Annotated in this window: 14 protein-coding genes and 1 tRNA gene; 7 read left to right on the forward strand and 8 right to left on the reverse strand. The window is 40.5% G+C overall.

Annotated elements, in window-relative coordinates; all coding sequences use genetic code 11:
- Positions 1–3: 3 nt before the first annotated feature.
- From FTV34_RS06425 to sdhC, 5 genes are all read right to left on the reverse strand, one after another.
- On the reverse strand, positions 4–2,826 hold the full coding sequence (locus FTV34_RS06425; protein WP_005234618.1) for a 2-oxoglutarate dehydrogenase E1 component: 2,823 nt from the start codon (positions 2,824–2,826) through the stop codon (positions 4–6).
- Positions 2,827–3,648: 822 nt separating this feature from the next.
- The gene (locus tag FTV34_RS06430) at positions 3,649–4,359 is read right to left on the reverse strand and encodes a succinate dehydrogenase iron-sulfur subunit (protein ID WP_004782977.1); all 711 of its coding nucleotides are present in this window, start codon (positions 4,357–4,359) and stop codon (positions 3,649–3,651) included.
- 14 nt (positions 4,360–4,373) lie between these two features.
- Positions 4,374–6,272 (reverse strand): FAD-binding protein, encoded by a 1,899-nt coding sequence (locus tag FTV34_RS06435; RefSeq protein ID WP_004782979.1) that lies wholly within the window; start codon positions 6,270–6,272, stop codon positions 4,374–4,376.
- Between the two features lie 12 nt (positions 6,273–6,284).
- On the reverse strand, positions 6,285–6,650 hold the full coding sequence (sdhD, locus tag FTV34_RS06440; protein ID WP_004782980.1) for a succinate dehydrogenase, hydrophobic membrane anchor protein: 366 nt from the start codon (positions 6,648–6,650) through the stop codon (positions 6,285–6,287).
- The gene (gene sdhC / locus FTV34_RS06445; RefSeq protein ID WP_034705238.1) at positions 6,650–7,048 is read right to left on the reverse strand and encodes a succinate dehydrogenase, cytochrome b556 subunit; all 399 of its coding nucleotides are present in this window, start codon (positions 7,046–7,048) and stop codon (positions 6,650–6,652) included. The genes sdhD and sdhC overlap by 1 nt, the downstream gene beginning before the upstream one ends.
- Positions 7,049–8,052: 1,004 nt before the next feature.
- On the opposite strand from sdhC, the gene gltA reads away from it, so the two are divergent.
- The 3 genes from gltA (at position 8,053) to FTV34_RS06460 (ending at position 12,000) form a co-directional block, all read left to right on the forward strand.
- Positions 8,053–9,327: a citrate synthase gene (gene gltA, locus FTV34_RS06450; protein ID WP_004782984.1), complete on the forward strand. Its 1,275-nt coding sequence runs from the start codon at positions 8,053–8,055 to the stop codon at positions 9,325–9,327.
- Positions 9,328–9,496: 169 nt separating this feature from the next.
- Entirely contained in the window at positions 9,497–10,000 is a 504-nt protein-coding gene (locus FTV34_RS06455) for a hypothetical protein (protein WP_180069422.1), read from the forward strand.
- A gap of 374 nt (positions 10,001–10,374) precedes the next feature.
- Complete coding sequence (locus FTV34_RS06460) at positions 10,375–12,000, forward strand: NAD+ synthase (RefSeq protein WP_180069425.1); 1,626 nt, start codon at positions 10,375–10,377, stop codon at positions 11,998–12,000.
- A gap of 201 nt (positions 12,001–12,201) precedes the next feature.
- Here FTV34_RS06460 and FTV34_RS06465 read toward each other — a convergent pair.
- Positions 12,202–12,278 (reverse strand) — tRNA-Met (locus FTV34_RS06465).
- Positions 12,279–12,603: 325 nt separating this feature from the next.
- On the opposite strand from FTV34_RS06465, the gene FTV34_RS17910 reads away from it, so the two are divergent.
- Entirely contained in the window at positions 12,604–12,870 is a 267-nt protein-coding gene (locus FTV34_RS17910; RefSeq protein ID WP_257226124.1) for a hypothetical protein, read from the forward strand.
- A gap of 564 nt (positions 12,871–13,434) precedes the next feature.
- Positions 13,435–13,875: a universal stress protein gene (locus FTV34_RS06475; RefSeq protein ID WP_004782991.1), complete on the forward strand. Its 441-nt coding sequence runs from the start codon at positions 13,435–13,437 to the stop codon at positions 13,873–13,875.
- 39 nt (positions 13,876–13,914) lie between these two features.
- On the opposite strand, the gene FTV34_RS06480 is transcribed toward FTV34_RS06475, so the two are convergent.
- Together FTV34_RS06480 and FTV34_RS06485 are read right to left on the reverse strand one after the other, a co-directional pair.
- Complete coding sequence (locus FTV34_RS06480) at positions 13,915–14,211, reverse strand: MGMT family protein (RefSeq protein ID WP_180069439.1); 297 nt, start codon at positions 14,209–14,211, stop codon at positions 13,915–13,917.
- A gap of 65 nt (positions 14,212–14,276) precedes the next feature.
- The gene (locus FTV34_RS06485) at positions 14,277–15,776 is read right to left on the reverse strand and encodes a sodium:proton antiporter (RefSeq protein ID WP_004782994.1); all 1,500 of its coding nucleotides are present in this window, start codon (positions 15,774–15,776) and stop codon (positions 14,277–14,279) included.
- A gap of 216 nt (positions 15,777–15,992) precedes the next feature.
- On the opposite strand from FTV34_RS06485, the gene FTV34_RS06490 reads away from it, so the two are divergent.
- Complete coding sequence (locus tag FTV34_RS06490) at positions 15,993–16,547, forward strand: hypothetical protein (RefSeq protein WP_180069428.1); 555 nt, start codon at positions 15,993–15,995, stop codon at positions 16,545–16,547.
- An 81-nt stretch (positions 16,548–16,628) separates the two neighbouring features.
- A partial coding sequence (locus FTV34_RS06495) for a transposase (protein ID WP_145755836.1) occupies positions 16,629–16,767 on the forward strand: 139 nt, incomplete at its 3' end.

A 16,767-nucleotide genomic window follows, 5' to 3' on the forward strand; every position in this document is an offset into this window, starting at 1 on the left:
GGATTATTCAGCATCGATCGCTAGAGCGTCGTTAACGAGCTGAGCTTGTTGTTTTGCATGCAAGTATGGTGAACCACACGCCGGTGCAGCTGAAGCTTCACGGCCTGCGTAACTAATACGGATTTGTTTGCCCGCTTTCATCACATCGTCATATAAACGAGGCGCGATGAACAACCAAGCACCCTGGTTTTTCGGTTCTTCTTGTGCCCAAACCAGTTCTTTCACGTTTGGATACTGAGCAAGAACTTCTGCAAGACGTGCTTCTGGGTACGGATACAATTGTTCAATACGTACAATTGCAGTGTTGTTCAATTCTTTTTCACGACGTTTTTCAACCAGATCGTAGTAAACCTTACCACCACACAGTACCAGACGGGTTACGTCTGCTTTGTTGATGTTATCTACTTCGTCGATCACAGTCTGGAATGTACCGTTAGCCAGTTCTTCCAGGTTAGACACAGCCAACTTGTGACGAAGCAACGATTTAGGTGACATGATGATCATTGGCTTACGGATCGGGCGGATTGCCTGACGACGTAACGCGTGGAAGATCTGTGCAGGTGTAGTTGGAGTCATCACTTGCATGTTGTCTTCAGCACATAGTTGCAAGAAACGTTCCAGACGTGCAGATGAGTGCTCAGGACCTTGGCCTTCGAAACCGTGTGGCAGAAGCATAGTCAGACCACATACACGTTCCCATTTGGTTTCACCAGATGAGATGAACTGGTCGATCACCACCTGTGCACAGTTTGCAAAGTCACCGAACTGAGCTTCCCAGATGATCAGGCTCTTAGGAAGAGTAGTCGCGTAACCGTATTCAAATGCCAGTACTGCCATTTCAGACAATAAAGAGTCATAGATCGCAACACGCGGTTGGTTCTCTTTGATATGGCAAAGTGGAATATAAGTTGAGCCATCTACCTGGTTATGCAGTTTTGCATGACGGTGTGAGAATGTACCACGACCCACGTCTTCACCAGTTAAACGAACCAGATAACCATCATCTAGCAGTGATGCATAGGCTAGAGTTTCAGCAGCACCCCAGTTCAGCGGCATTTCACCAGTTTGCATTTTCAGACGGTCGTCAATTACTTTAGATACCTGACGCTGCATCACGAAGCCTTCTGGAAGCTCACGCATTTTGCGGCCAAGCTCTTTAAGACGTTCTAGATCGCAAGTAGTATCCCACTCGTCTGTGTATTCATGACCCAGGTACGGTGTCCAGTCTACAAACATTTTTTTGTTCGGTTCTAGAACCAGTGCATTGGCAACATGTTTACCTGCTTCAAGATCAGAACGGTATTGTTCAACCATTTGATCTGCAGTAGCACGATCAAGTACACCTTCTTGAACCAGTTTGTCAGCATAAAGCGTACGAGTGGTCGCTTTTTTGTTGATCACCTGGTACATCATTGGCTGAGTTGCAGCTGGTTCGTCCGCTTCGTTATGACCACGACGACGGTAACAGAACATGTCGATCACAACGTCTTTACGGAAAGTATGACGGAAATCGTGGGCAAGCTGAGCAACAAACAACACAGCTTCAGGATCATCACCATTTACATGGAAGATCGGTGCCTGAATCATTTTCGCGATATCAGTACAGTATTCTGTAGAACGCGCATCACGTGGATCAGAGGTTGTGAAACCAACCTGGTTGTTCACTACGATATGAACTGTACCACCTACTGTGTAACCACGAGTCTGTGACATCTGGAAGGTTTCTTGGTTTACGCCCTGACCTGCAAATGCAGCATCACCGTGAACAATGACTGGCAATACGTCATCGCCACCAATGTCTTTACGACGGACTTGACGTGCACGTACAGAACCTTCAACTACAGGTCCAACGATTTCAAGGTGAGATGGGTTAAACGCCAATGCCAAGTGAACTTCACCACCTGGAGTCATTACGTTAGAAGAGAAACCTTGGTGATACTTAACGTCACCAGAACCTTTTTTATGTAGTGATTTACCTTCGAACTCACCAAACAGGTCAGCCGGGTTTTTACCCATGATGTTAACCAGAAGGTTCAGACGACCACGGTGTGGCATACCGATCACGACTTCTTTACAGCCTACAGAACCGGCACGCTGGATCAATTCATTCACCATAGGAATGAAAGATTCACCGCCTTCAACACCAAAACGTTTTGCACCCACGAATTTATTACCGAGGTATTTTTCTAGACCTTCAGCCGCAGTTAAACGTTCAAGGACATGTTTTTTCTGATCAGCACTTAGTCCATATTGACCACGTGCGCTTTCAAGACGTTGCTGGATCCAGCGTTTTTCTTTGGTATCCACGATGTGCATGTATTCAGCACCGATAGAGCTACAGTAAGTCGCTTCCATCGCTTGGACCATTTCGCCCAAAGTCGCTGCTTCCTTACCAATCGCAAGGTTACCGGTATTGAATATAGTGTCCAGATCAGACTGAGTTAAACCGTGCGCAGAAAGATCAAGATCTGGCACAACTTCGCGTTTAGCCAGACCTAATGGATCCAATTTTGCTTTTTGGTGGCCACGGTTACGGTACGCAGCAATCAGCTGTAAAACGCCAATTTGACGACGTTCATGCTCTGAACTAACTGTCGATTGGATAACAGGCTGAATACGGCTTGAATTGCGACCTAAAAGTAGGAATTGCTCACGTACATTGCTGTGTGGTTGATCACCTTTTGGGAATTTATCGAAGTACGCTCTCCAGTCAGCACCCACTGAGTCTGGAGCAGTGAGGTACTGCTCATAAAGTTCTTCAATATACGCTGCACTATCAGCGGAAAGTTCAGTGTCAAGACGCAGAGCGTCAGCAACTTCTTGCATTTGTGGACCCATTTCCTATTGCAAAAACATTTTCAGGATGCTTTTTAAGCAAAACCCAGGATTAGTAATGTCAAATTGATAATTCAACATTAGTCCCCCATAAGGCATAAGCCATGAGGCGTTATCACCACACCAAGAAAATTCTTGATATGTTTAATGAACAATAACGCCCCTCAGCGGCATCATCACTCATTGAATACCCGATCGTGACCGAGCAATTTTTTGCAAATCGACTTAGAAAAAACAAAGATTTAAACTATATTTTTTCTAAAGCGACTTTGACTTACATTTATATACCAGTCTCTACTTTTTCCGTGTTTAAAAAATGTACATCAGCCCACACATTTTTTAAATATAGTATTGTGCTAAATGCTATCACGATCTCGACTAATCAATTGATTTTTTTGACGAGGAACGCATGTTTTTTAGTCAAATACTTCTATCAGAAATTACTCTAACATAGGGAGCTTTAAATGAAAAACACATTCAGCGTAGACTAAAGTCCTACATCTTTTTGATAAACAAAAAGAGAGTAAATCTTCCAATCCACTCCCTTTGCAACTTTGCGTTATATAATAACATTATTGAAAACCTTTTTCAGTCCAGAATTACATCTAAAAATCATAAATACCTCAAACAACATCATAATAGTGCATAAATCCGACCAAAATGTTCTGCAATGATTCATCACCCGATTTGATCATATGAGATACAGCACCAATAACAGCAGTTTTCACGACCACTGTTCGTTTATGGAGCCCTATAAAGCAAAAAGCACACCAAGTGGTGTGCTTTTTGAAAAACTGTTTATTGCAGTCTAAATTAGCCAGCCATATCTAGAAGCATATTACGGATGTGACCGATTGCTTTAGTAGGGTTCAAGCCTTTAGGACATACAGATACACAGTTCATGATGCCTTTACAACGAAACAGAGAGAACGGATCGTCAAGACGAGCCAGACGCTCTTGAGTACCTGTATCACGCGAATCGATGATGAAACGGTATGCATTCAACAATGCTGAAGGACCCAAGAACTTGTCTGGGTTCCACCAGAATGATGGGCATGAAGTTGAACAACATGCACAAAGAATACATTCATACAGACCATTCAAGTGTTCACGTTCTTCAGGAGACTGCAGACGCTCTTTAGGAGGTGCAGGCTGGTTGTTGATCAAGAACGGATGAATCTTGTTGTACTGGTCGTAGAACTGGTTCATGTCAACTACAAGGTCTTTGATTACTGGAAGACCAGGTAGTGGACGAATCGTGATTTCATTTGGTAAATCGTTCAGGTTCCAAAGACACGCCAAACCGTTTTTACCATTAATGTTCACACCATCAGAACCACAGATCCCTTCACGGCATGAACGACGGAATGTCAAAGATTCGTCCTGTACTTTTAATGCAAGAAGCGCATCAAGCAACATACGGTGCTTATCAGTCAGTTCAAGCTTAAAAGTTTGCATATACGGTGCTTTATCCTTATCAGGATCGTAGCGGTAGATATGAAATGTACGAGTACCTCTACTCATCTTTAATCTCCTGATTAGAATGTACGTGGTTTCGGTGGAATTGCATCAACCGAAAGTGGTTTGTAACGCACTGGCTTGTACTCAAGACGGTTATCAGCAGAGAACCACAAGGTGTGTTTCATCCACTCGTCGTCACGACGGCCATATGGATACTCTGGGTGATCTGGTGGTAATTCGAAATCTACCACAGTGTGAGCACCACGACATTCTTTACGTGCAGCAGCTGAAATCAAGGTCGCTTTAGCAACTTCATACAGGTTTTCAACTTCTAGAGCTTCAATACGTGCAGTATTGAATACTTTAGATTTGTCTTTCAAGTGAATGTTGCGAACACGCGGCTCAATTGCAAGAATTTGTTTTACACCTTCTTCAAGCAGCGCAGTTGTACGGAATACACCCGCGTGGTCTTGAACGATGTCACGGATTGCATCAGCAACTTCTTGAGCATTCTCACCAGTTGTTGATTCATCCAGCTTACGAACACGCTTAATTGTGTTTTCAAGCACAGTTGTAGGAAGCGGTTCATACTCATCACCGTGGTGTTTAGTCACGTAGTCGATGATGTGCTGGCCAGCAGCCTTACCAAATACAACCAAATCAAGCAGTGAGTTTGTACCTAAACGGTTTGCACCGTGTACAGATACACATGAACATTCACCGATCGCATAGAAGCCTTTCACTGGTTTCGTGAAGTTGCGACCTTCTTGGTTAGTAGAATAGGTATCAGTATTCTTGTCGTAGTTCGTTACTAGAGCTTCAGATTCTGGAGACTCAGGAACAACTACCTGACCATGAATATTTGTAGGAATACCACCCATTTGGTAATGGATTGTAGGTACTACAGGAATTGGCTCTTTAGTAATGTCAACGTTCGCGAATTTCTTACCAATCTCGAATACAGATGGCAGACGTTTCATGATGGTGTCAGCACCCAAGTGAGTCATATCAAGAAGGATATAATCACCTTTAGGACCACAACCACGACCTTCTTTGATTTCCTGGTCCATAGAACGTGATACGAAGTCACGAGGAGCCAAGTCTTTCAGAGTCGGTGCATAACGTTCCATGAACGGTTCGCCGTCTTTATTACGAAGGATTGCACCTTCACCACGACAACCTTCAGTCAACAGTACGCCTGCGCCCGCAACACCTGTAGGGTGGAATTGCCAGAATTCCATATCTTGTAATGGAATACCTGCACGAGCTGCCATACCAAGACCGTCACCAGTGTTGATATATGCGTTAGTAGATGCACGGTAAACACGACCAGCACCACCTGTAGCGAATAATGTAGCTTTCGCCTGGAATACAGCAATTTTACCAGTTTCCTGATCGATTGCTGTCACACCCAGTACATCACCAGCTTCGTTACGGATCAGGTCAAGCGCGATCCATTCAACGAAGAACTGAGTACCCATTTTCACGTTGCTTTGATAAAGCGTATGAAGAAGCGCGTGACCTGTACGGTCGGCTGCAGCACATGCACGTGGAACTGCTTTTTCACCGTAGTTTGCAGAGTGGCCACCAAATGGACGTTGATAAATCGTACCGTCTGCGTTACGGTCAAATGGCATACCTAAATGTTCTAATTCGTATACCACTTGCGGTGCTTCGCGAGTCATGAACTCGATCGCGTCTTGGTCACCTAACCAGTCAGAACCTTTAACTGTGTCGTAGAAGTGGTAGTGCCAGTTATCTTCTTGCATGTTACCAAGAGATGCACCGATACCACCCTGCGCTGCTACAGTGTGAGAACGTGTTGGGAATACTTTAGTCAGTACCGCAACTTTCAAACCTGCTTGAGCAAGTTGGTAAGAAGCGCGCATACCAGAACCACCACCACCAACGATAACTGCATCGAAAGTTTCGTGTGGAATATTTGTGTAATCTTCTTTAGGGGTTATAGCGCCCATGATTGTTTCCTATCAATTCGCCCAAAAAATCTGGATTGCCCAGATCGCATATGCAAATACAGCAATAATCACTGCTGAAGTCAGTACAAGGCGTAAACCTGATGCTGATGGACCCATTTGACGAGTAGTCACATAGTCAGTGAATACCTGCCACATACCGATCCATGCATGCGCAACAAGAGATAAGACTGCCAACAAAGACATGATCTTCATTGGAACTGTCATCATAAAGCCGTACCATTGCTCGTAGTTGAAGCCACCATTCAGTAGGATCCAACCAAACACCACAACGGTATAAACAGCTAGAACTACAGCACTGATGCGTTGGACAAACCAATCACGAGAACCTGAACCTGTTAAACCAGTAGCACTTTTCATTAGAGTACGATCCATACAAATGCTGCAACAATACCGATTGCAGACAAGATTAATGAAATAGTAGCTGCAGTACGACCGCTTTGCAGTTCTTCTGCAACGCCGATATCTGCAAGTAAGTGCTTAATACCAGTGAACAAATGATAAATTAAGCCGGCTACAAATACCCATACGATAAAGCGGACAAAGAAACCGTTAAAGATTTCCTGCACTTCAGCAAAACCTTCTGCTGAAGACAATGATTTATCCAACAGCCACAAAAGGACCGGTACGAGTAAAAATACGATGACACCTGAAAGACGGTGTAGAATTGATGCAATAGCCACGGGTGATTTTAAGTTTACTTCTAAAACTTGACCCATGGACAAATTGACAGGTCTGTTGCTTTTCACAGCGGGCATCCTGTAGTTAAAAACTCCATCCGGAGTTTGTTGGAATTAATTCGAAGGAAAGCTGGCATTATCAGGCAAATACATGCCTAAACATAAAACGACACTGAATTATAAAACGTGAACTATTAAAATACAAACAACTGTATTTGGCTTTTTGAACAAAAAACCTTTAAATAAGAATCATTAACAACAACTTTGAGTTCCCCCCTACTTGCTTTATCTTCATATTCTCATTCTAGATATTTGTTTTTTAATAATTAACTTGATTAATTTAGTCTGTTATCTAGCCAAGCTTCGACTAAGTAGATTTAGACTAAAGATGAACAGCAAAAATATAATTTCGATCCTAAGTCCTTATTAATCCCAAGTAAAATCATAAGGATATATTTCACAAATAAATAATGACTATTTATATAAAGGCATCTCAATTTAGAATTTTTATACTAAAACCTACTTATCTCTTTGTAGATCATAGTTTTTTTGATGTTTTTAGACATTTTATATTCAAAAAAACACTTATTTATTTTTGTTTAAGTTGTATTAAACAAAGTGAAGCAAATTTACGAGCTATTTTTTAGCCGATTAAACAGAGCCAAAAAGAAAATTTATTGCTTTTATTTATAATTCAAGTTTGAAGTAAAAACTTAAGGAAATCGATGTAAGTTACGAGATTTATATAATTTTAAGTTGCAGTCTTAGAATATTTTCTCAATTTCTCCTTTATTTTTTGCTAGGAAAAAACGCTTACAAATACGGCAAAGACTATATTTTTTTCTGCACCTTCTGTTCAATTTGACTTATTATAGAGGTTTGGTACTGTGATTTTATTAAACTTTTTATACCAAGATAAATGACTAAACCACTGTGAGAATGTCATTTTTCATCCATAAGTATAATTGACAAAATTTCAGTAGCCACTAATCTTATAGCAAATTTTTGATCCGTCCGTTTTGTGCATTAAAAGATTGATAGGCAACTCGGATATACATTCACCAGGACAGGAGATCTATTGAATGTCTGAAGCAACTGGCAAGAAAGCCGTTTTACAGCTTGATGGCAAAGAAATTGAATTACCAATTTACAGCGGCACATTGGGCCCAGATGTAATCGACGTTAAAGATGTGTTGGCTGCAGGTCACTTTACTTTTGATCCTGGTTTTATGGCAACAGCTGCATGCGAGTCTAAAATCACTTTCATCGATGGTAATAAAGGTGTTCTTTTACACCGTGGCTACCCAATTGACCAGTTAGCAACTAAAGCTGATTACCTAGAAACTTGCTACTTACTTCTTAATGGCGAGCTTCCAACAGCTGAGCAAAAAGAAGAATTCGACGCTAAAGTTCGTAACCACACTATGGTTCACGATCAAGTAAGCCGCTTCTATAACGGTTTCCGTCGTGATGCTCACCCTATGGCAATCATGGTTGGTGTTGTTGGTGCGTTGTCTGCGTTCTATCACAACAATCTGGACATCGAAGATGTTAACCATCGTGAAATCACTGCGATTCGTTTAATCGCTAAGATTCCTACTTTGGCAGCTTGGAGCTACAAATACACTGTTGGTCAACCATTCGTTTACCCACGTAACGATTTGACTTACGCTGAAAACTTCCTGTACATGATGTTTGCAACTCCTGCAGACCGTGACTACAAAGTAGATCCAATCCTTGCGAAAGCAATGGACCGTATCTTCACGCTTCACGCTGACCACGAACAAAATGCTTCTACGTCTACAGTACGTTTAGCTGGTTCTACTGGCGCTAACCCATATGCATGTATCGCTGCTGGTATCTCTGCACTTTGGGGTCCTGCTCACGGTGGTGCGAACGAAGCTGTTCTTAAGATGCTTGATGAAATCGGCACTGTAGAAAACGTTGCTGGCTTCATGGAAAAAGTGAAAACTAAAGAAGTTAAACTCATGGGCTTCGGTCACCGTGTGTACAAAAACTTCGATCCACGTGCGAAAGTAATGAAAGAAACTTGTGACGAAGTTCTTGGTGCTCTTGGCATCAACGATCCACAGCTTGCTCTTGCTATGGAACTTGAACGTATCGCGCTTTCTGACGAATACTTCATCAAACGTAACCTTTACCCTAACGTAGACTTCTACTCAGGTATCATCCTTAAAGCGATTGGTATCCCAACAGAAATGTTTACTGTGATCTTCGCGCTTGCACGTACAGTTGGTTGGATCAGCCACTGGTTAGAAATGCACAGCGGTCCTTACAAGATCGGTCGTCCTCGTCAGCTTTACACTGGTGAAGTTCAACGCGACATCAACCGTTAATTCGGTTAGCGTTGAAAGACGTAAAAACCACCCTTCTGGGTGGTTTTTTTATGACTGACAAAAACCAACACAATAATGATGTGAAAAAATTAAAATAGTAAGCCTGAAGAATTTTCAATTTCTGCAAATTTCTAGAAAGTACTCTTCTATCGTTAAGGATTGAGTTTTAATGCTGTTTTACCTGCTTCCTTTTATCCTGAGAATGGTTCGTTTTGATCAATTTAAAAGCCGGAATTTGACTTCAGGGGAAATCAAGCTTTGCCAGCAAGTCTTTGCTGACCTGATTGACTATTCAACAGTCCGGGTCATGAATCACCCTTTCCTGCCCTGGCAATCCAAGCATGTGATTATGGCACCAAGTGGTTATATTCACGTCCGCAACTTGAATTATCGGGACGATTATTCTAAAGAAAGCCGTTCTTATCAGGCGCTTTTCATTCATGAAATGGCGCATATTTATCAATATCAGCAGAATATTAATGTGTTGTTTAAGGGCGCTTTTTTACAAGCCGCTTATTTTTTAACTATGGGAAAATATAATCCTTACAAATATCAATTTAATCCCAACAAATCCTTTTTAGACTATAACATTGAACAACAGGGAGATATTGCACGCGATATTTTTCTAAAAAAAATCCCCAATATTATTTTAAAAAATCAGTTAAGCAGATGATATTGAATATTTTTCACTCAAGTATTCTGTTGATTTCTATTTTAGGAAAATAAACACATTTAAATCCATTTGAGTATTTTTGTGCATTTACCAGAATAAAAAAGCACCATAATAAGTCATTTCTGATCATAACTTTGTGTATCTGTTTCAATTCTCCTGAAACAGCTCTAGCATCTGCCTCAAATTTCGATAAAATAAGCCAAGTATGATATTTTTAGCTCGCAAATCAAGATTTAATGATCATGCGGTCATGACTTTTTTTAATTTTGGCCATTTGGCATTTTGTTCGTATCAAACTGCACTCAGCTGGATAATTAGAATTTTAAAAATCAGTGATTTAGTGTATTCACCTATAGGAATAGGACTTAATTGGAATGAAAAGTTTTAAAATTGCGATTGCTCAATTCTCTCCACATGTGGGCAATTTAGATGCAAATACGCAGACAATGATAGATTTGGCAAATCAAGCCAAAAAAGATAATGCTGATCTTATTATTTTCCCTGAACTTTCAACTTTAGGTTATCCGGCTGAAGATTTATTAATTCGCCCAAGTCTGGCTAAACGCACAAAACTGGCGTTTGAGAAACTGACTGAAGTAAAAGATATCGTCATGGTCTTCGGTTTTGTCAATCAGACTGAAGATGGTGAACGTTATAACTCAGCAGCCGTCATGAAAGATGGTGAAGTTTTAGGGGTTTATAATAAGCAGACTCTGCCAAACTATGGTGTATTTGATGAGAAACGCTATTTTGGTGAAGGACATCAGCATCTGGTCTTCGAATATCTGGGACACAAGTTTGGTGTTCTGATCTGTGAAGATGTCTGGTCATTATCTACGGTTCAACAGCTGGCTCAATTGAATATTGATACTGCACTGGTTCTGAATGCTTCTCCATATGAAGTCGGCAAACCGCAACACCGTATCGATACCATGGCTGCGCTGGTCAAACAGTTGAATATCAATCTGGTGTACTGTAACCAGGTAGGTGGCCAAGATGATCTGATCTTTGACGGCACCAGCTTTGTACTCAATAAATCAGGCGAAGTGGCTCTGCAAGCGCCTAGCTTTGAAAAAGGCCTGTATATCGCTGAATATGATGCTGAAAGATTAGAGTTTAGCAAAGGCACGATTACTCCAGCCCTAGAAACCATGGCTGAGATATATCAAAGTCTGGTAATGGCAACCCGTGATTATGTACAACGTTCAGGTTTCCCAGGTGTAATTCTAGGTCTGTCTGGTGGTATTGACTCTGCCTTGACTCTTGCCATCGCAGCAGATGCGATTGGCCCTGATAAAGTCCAAGCAGTGATGATGCCTTATACCTATACTGCTCAGATCAGTGTAGAAGATGCTACTGAACAGGCAAAAACCATGGGTGTAACTTTCGGTATTGCCGAGATTAACCCGATTGTAAGTGGCTTCTTGCAAACGCTGTATCCATTCTTTGGCAATGCCCCTGTAGATGCCACTGAAGAAAATCTGCAAGCACGTGCACGCGGTACACTATTAATGGCGCTTTCTAACAAGTTCGGCAATCTGGTTCTGGCAACCGGTAATAAATCTGAACTTGCCGTTGGTTACTGCACACTATATGGCGATATGGTCGGTGGTTTTGCGGTATTAAAAGATGTGTATAAAACCATTGTGTTTGAACTTGCGAAATACCGTAACAGCATCGCAGAAACTCCTGTGATTCCTGAGCGCGTGATTACTCGTCCACCTTCAGCAGAACTTCGTCCAGATCAGGTCGATCAGGATTCATTACCGGCTTATGAAGTACTTGATGCGATTCTTTATGCTTATATTGAAGAAGATCTGAGCCAGGATGACATCATTGCCAAAGGTTTTGAAGCTGAAGTCGTGAAAAAAGTGATTCGTCTGGTTGATATTAACGAATACAAACGTCGTCAGGGTGCGATTGGTCCACGTATTAGCTCGCGTTCTTATGGTCGTGAACGTCGCTATCCGATCGTTAATGGTTGGAAAGCAGGTATCTAAGTTTTAACTAAACCAGATCAGCCATAATGCCCAAGTAAATGCTTGGGCATTTTTTATCTTTAAAAAATGATTCGGGTTAAAAAATAAAAAAGATTCAAAAATTTAAACAGACAGATATTTAGAAGAACTTTCTCTTAATTTTTTATTGATATTTTTATGGCACAAAAAAAGAGACCAAGCTGAGAGCTTGGTCTTTAAAAATGGTGGCTATGACGGGACTTGAACCTGTGACCCCCGCATTATGAGTGCGGTGCTCTAACCAACTGAGCTACATAGCCGTAAACTGTGTGCGCATTATCGTAATTTCAGGTTGTATCGTCAAGCATTTTAAACCACAAATGTTCAGTCTTTATGCAAATTAATCATAAACTCTTAAACTTTGTACAAATCATGCTTTAATTCGAAACCTATTAGCAAATACTATGAAAATTAGTATCTTTTTTTAAAGCCAAATCTGAATCAAAGTCGTATCACATAATATTTAATTTTAAGAATAACTTGCTGAAGAAAAAAAATAAAAAGTGAATCTAGGACCTTTTCCTATCGCTATAATGCTTTTCCAAATATGGCCAATAGTATCTCTGGATTAAAGCAAAACTGAAGATGACGAAATTCAAAATATACCTAAGCCTGCTCCTATTGAGTTTTATAAGTTTAGCCAATGCAACTGTTATTCATCCAAGCAGCAGATTTTCAGGATGTGATGATGTGAAAAGTTTGGCTCAAGAAGTCATGCTCTTTAGACTGAAAGGTGCACCACAGAAATGGATGATTCAGCAAATAAAACAGCACTACGGTACAGCGAATGATCTCCATACTCTGATTGGTATAAAACTTACTGAAAAAGCGTTTAAATATGAAATACCCTAAGATCAGTCTGGACGTTCCGCCTTAATTAAAAACTTTGCAATTGATCACTATAATGAATGTGAGAAATCCATTACAGATCGTGCTCAATTTAAAAAAGAAAATAACGGTATTAACCCACCCTTGGAAAGGGAAGTTTTAGAACACTAAAATTATGCTGATAGAAGGTTACTATTAGAAATAGCAGTCTATCTTTATGCAGTTTGATAGATTTTTCATTATTAAAATCTCAATTTTAAACCTGTTCCTATAGTTTTATATAACAGGGATTTTTTGAATCTAAAATTACAGGTAATAACGCAGTATTAAAATCAGATGGCTTTTTTAAGTGAGTTCATTAATATTCTAAAATCATATTATTTTAATCTCAAAATATAAATATAAATCAAAAACTTATAAAATATACCAACCATTAAAAATTATTGCTTTGTTAAACATAATACTGAGGTATTTACTTGGTTTTATTTTTATAAAATACGCGTTATGATCAAAGTATAAACAACAATTCGTATACGATTTTAACGCGTCATATTTTTATAAAACTTATTTCCTATAAGGAGAATTCTAATGTCATTTGAACATATTTTAGTACCCGTTGACGGTTCAGAAACTTCCTACGCTGCAGTCGATAAAGCTGTCGAAATTGCCAAAGCATTTAATAGTAAAGTGACAGTGGTTCAGGTGCTGGCACTTGATCCCTATATCGCTGCTGAATACATTACAGCAGCTCAAACCAATGACCTGGTTGAACGTGCCCGTACTGCAATTCTGAAGACACTTGATGAAGCAAAAGCGAAATTTGCTGCGGCAGGTATTGATGCAGAGACCCAGCTACTCGAAGGTCAGGTGATTTATAGTGAAATTGTCAAAGCAGCAGAATCCTTGAATACTGATCTGATTGTGATTGGCTCACATGGCCGTACTGGCTTCAAGAAACTGTTCCTGGGTAGTGTTGCGCAAAGCATCTTGGGACAGGCCAATGTTCCTGTAATGGTTATCCGTAAATAATAAAAAAATCCCCACTTCAATCAAGTGGGGATTTCTCTTTCAAACAAATCCATCCCATTGATACTGCTTTAAGCTGATCCGATTTCCAACACATAGAATTCCTTCTGCGCCTAATTTTTGCTGTTGAATATTATGTCCATATTCATCCAGTTTATTGAGACTGATCTTACCTTGAGCGTTCAGGACACGATGCCAAGGCAAATCGGTTTCTGTATCAAGCTGGCTTAAAACCCTACCTACCAGACGTGCATGTTTGGGTAAGCCAGCCAGCTTAGCGATCTGTCCATAGGTCGCTACTTTCGCATAAGGAATCTGGCTGACTACACTCAGAATCATTTGTGCCATTTCCTGGCTTGCACTTGATGTCATTGGCTTTCAATCTTGATAGAAAATTCTAACGCTTAGAAATTCTCCGGATTCTCTAAACGTTTCACTTCCTGTACTTTATCAGGATGATGCACGGTTGCTACACCATCGGCATCTTTCTTATCAATCAACATCTCAGGCTGGAAGATGGTGATGGTTTCATTTCCATTCGCATCCTCCCCCACAATATACTGAAAACCGCGACGATTCATCTTGTGGCACATCCGCTGATACCAGCCCTTAAAACCTTGAGTTTCTTCATTCGGGTTGTAATAGAAAGCATTCATTACGGCTGGCAAACCTAGACCACAAACTACTCCGGAAAGAAGCACCACAATAAAAGTATATCCAATCAGAATACTGCTATACGCTTCCAGTTGCGGAATATTGGCCACTGCCAGAATCAGGGCTAAGGAAATCCCGCCACGTACCCCACCCCAAGACAGAATGGTTAAACTGCCGTTATAACTCTTCTTGCGCATTCTAGGGAATAATGCAAAAGACAGATGGTTGGCCAGGAAGCGTGCCAAATGCAGAATTATGAAAGCGACAATCCCGCCTAGGACCAGACTGGTGCTTAGATCAATAATGAACAATTCCAGACCGATCAAGGTGAACAGGAAGGAATTGATAATTCCCTCTACCGTATGCCAGAAATGGTTTACATCACCGATATCTGCATCAGCCAGAATTTCTTTCCATTTATTACCGACAATCAAGCCGCCGATTACACAGGCAATTGGTGCAGAAGCATGCGCCAGTAAAGCAACCAGATATGAACCACAAGCCAACAGTGCAGTAGTTAATATCAGTGATTCCATTTCATGCTTACCGCGCAGAATACGTAAAATCGCCAAACCAAACCCAATTCCGATCAAGACTGCCACGACAATTTCATAAAGCAATGTTTGCAGGACGGCGAGTACGGTAAAGTTTTCACCTTGCAGTACATTTAATAAGGTCATAAATAGTGCAATACACATGGCATCATTAAACAGCGACTCACCTTCCAGCTTCACGATCAAATGATGGGGTGCGCGTACCGAACTGAGGACACCTTTAATCCCAATTGGATCCGTTGCTCCGAGCGCAGCACCTAGCAATAGTAGAACCAATATATCGACGTGGTTACCAATCAGAAACTGATAACCGTACAGCGCAATACCAAAGAAAACTGCACAGAAAACCAATGCCAGACTGGCCAGAATACCAATCGGCCGCCAGTGATTGCGTAAATCTGAAACCTTAAACTTCAATGCGGATGAAGTCAGAATGAAACAGATCACCCCATTAATCAGGAAGTCATAAAAGTCGACATGGCGAACTGCTTTCTCAATATTATCAATATTGATGCTAAAAAATGGATTACCCTGTAACAGGCTGGCGCACCATTGCAAGATAAAGACAAAAATAGCGGAAACAATCGGCACACCAATGGCTTGAGGAAAACTTAGAACACGTTTGTTGAACATGGTAGTGGCAATTGACAGAGCAAAGACCACCGTCAACAGTTGTAAAAAAAAGAAACTTCCCATTAGGTTTCCTAAGATTTGGCAATTTGCAGCCGTGAGCTGAAAGATTTACTTGAAATATAAATTTAAAAAAACAGTATATTTTAGCGGATCAAGTTTAATCCCATTTTTTTTCAAATTAAGTTAAGTTTCTTTTCAGTATTCACAACTGATGATTTAACATACAGCCTTAAAGCACTTTATTGCTCACCTCTTCTTTATATTTAGAAATTTTCTCCCATGCATCAAACTGTCAAAACCATATTCCGTCTGTGCCTCGCTGCTGTCATTTTTCTGGTTACACTTTCTTTAATGTTCACTTGTGTTGCCAAAATTCAGGAGATCCTGAAAGCAGATCAATATTATCAGCAAGCCGTGAGCATTCCTTTAAAAAGCAGCACCAAAGCGCAATATGTACTGGTGTCTAATAATCAACGTCCAGACAACGCGCTGTTTATCCTGATTGCCGGAAATGGTTATGCAGCAAAAATCAGATGTGAGCATTATACTGCCCTATGTACTGATGACTATAACCAGTCACATACCCGGCAGATTCAAAATGTTAATTTAGTAAAAGTGAGAAATTATTTTTATATTGAAAATATTCAGTTCCAAGATAGTCGAACTGGTCAGATCACTAAACTCAGCTATTCCAGAAATGAATTGAAGCAATTTTATAATAATGACATCAGCAATTTAAAATATATTCTCTTTGCGATTTCGCTATTTGCCCTGGCTGCCTTGTTTGTCAGTATCAAGATTTTGAAAAACTTCCGTCGTTTTCTGGAAAAATAACTAGGGTGTGTTGACACTTTTAGCTTAAAAAAATAGCGAAGTAGTAAAATCAAATCACCAAACCCAATTTTACTATTCGCTATGCCTCGTACCATGCTGACAGATCAACACTGGCAAAAGTTGAAAGTTATTCTGCGTAATTTATCCATTCACCACAACTCAAATTTACGCAATTTTATTGAAGCTATTCTCTATAGAATTAGAACAGGCTGTCCGTGGC

Origin of the sequence: Acinetobacter sp. YH16038 (assembly GCF_013417275.1) — a bacterium.
Lineage (GTDB): Bacteria > Pseudomonadota > Gammaproteobacteria > Pseudomonadales > Moraxellaceae > Acinetobacter.

Excerpts from the sequence above, each read along its gene's own strand:
- FTV34_RS06425 (WP_005234618.1), bottom strand. The coding sequence starts at position 2,826 with ATGCAAGAAGTTGCTGACGCTCTGCGTCTTGACACTGAACTTTCCGCT.
- FTV34_RS06430 (WP_004782977.1), bottom strand. The coding sequence starts at position 4,359 with ATGAGTAGAGGTACTCGTACATTTCATATCTACCGCTACGATCCTGAT.
- FTV34_RS06435 (WP_004782979.1), bottom strand. The coding sequence starts at position 6,272 with ATGGGCGCTATAACCCCTAAAGAAGATTACACAAATATTCCACACGAA.
- sdhD (WP_004782980.1), bottom strand. The coding sequence starts at position 6,650 with ATGAAAAGTGCTACTGGTTTAACAGGTTCAGGTTCTCGTGATTGGTTT.
- sdhC (WP_034705238.1), bottom strand. The coding sequence starts at position 7,048 with ATGCCCGCTGTGAAAAGCAACAGACCTGTCAATTTGTCCATGGGTCAA.
- gltA (WP_004782984.1), top strand. The coding sequence starts at position 8,053 with ATGTCTGAAGCAACTGGCAAGAAAGCCGTTTTACAGCTTGATGGCAAA.
- FTV34_RS06455 (WP_180069422.1), top strand. The coding sequence starts at position 9,497 with ATGCTGTTTTACCTGCTTCCTTTTATCCTGAGAATGGTTCGTTTTGAT.
- FTV34_RS06460 (WP_180069425.1), top strand. The coding sequence starts at position 10,375 with ATGAAAAGTTTTAAAATTGCGATTGCTCAATTCTCTCCACATGTGGGC.
- FTV34_RS17910 (WP_257226124.1), top strand. The coding sequence starts at position 12,604 with ATGACGAAATTCAAAATATACCTAAGCCTGCTCCTATTGAGTTTTATA.
- FTV34_RS06475 (WP_004782991.1), top strand. The coding sequence starts at position 13,435 with ATGTCATTTGAACATATTTTAGTACCCGTTGACGGTTCAGAAACTTCC.
- FTV34_RS06480 (WP_180069439.1), bottom strand. The coding sequence starts at position 14,211 with ATGATTCTGAGTGTAGTCAGCCAGATTCCTTATGCGAAAGTAGCGACC.
- FTV34_RS06485 (WP_004782994.1), bottom strand. The coding sequence starts at position 15,776 with ATGGGAAGTTTCTTTTTTTTACAACTGTTGACGGTGGTCTTTGCTCTG.
- FTV34_RS06490 (WP_180069428.1), top strand. The coding sequence starts at position 15,993 with ATGCATCAAACTGTCAAAACCATATTCCGTCTGTGCCTCGCTGCTGTC.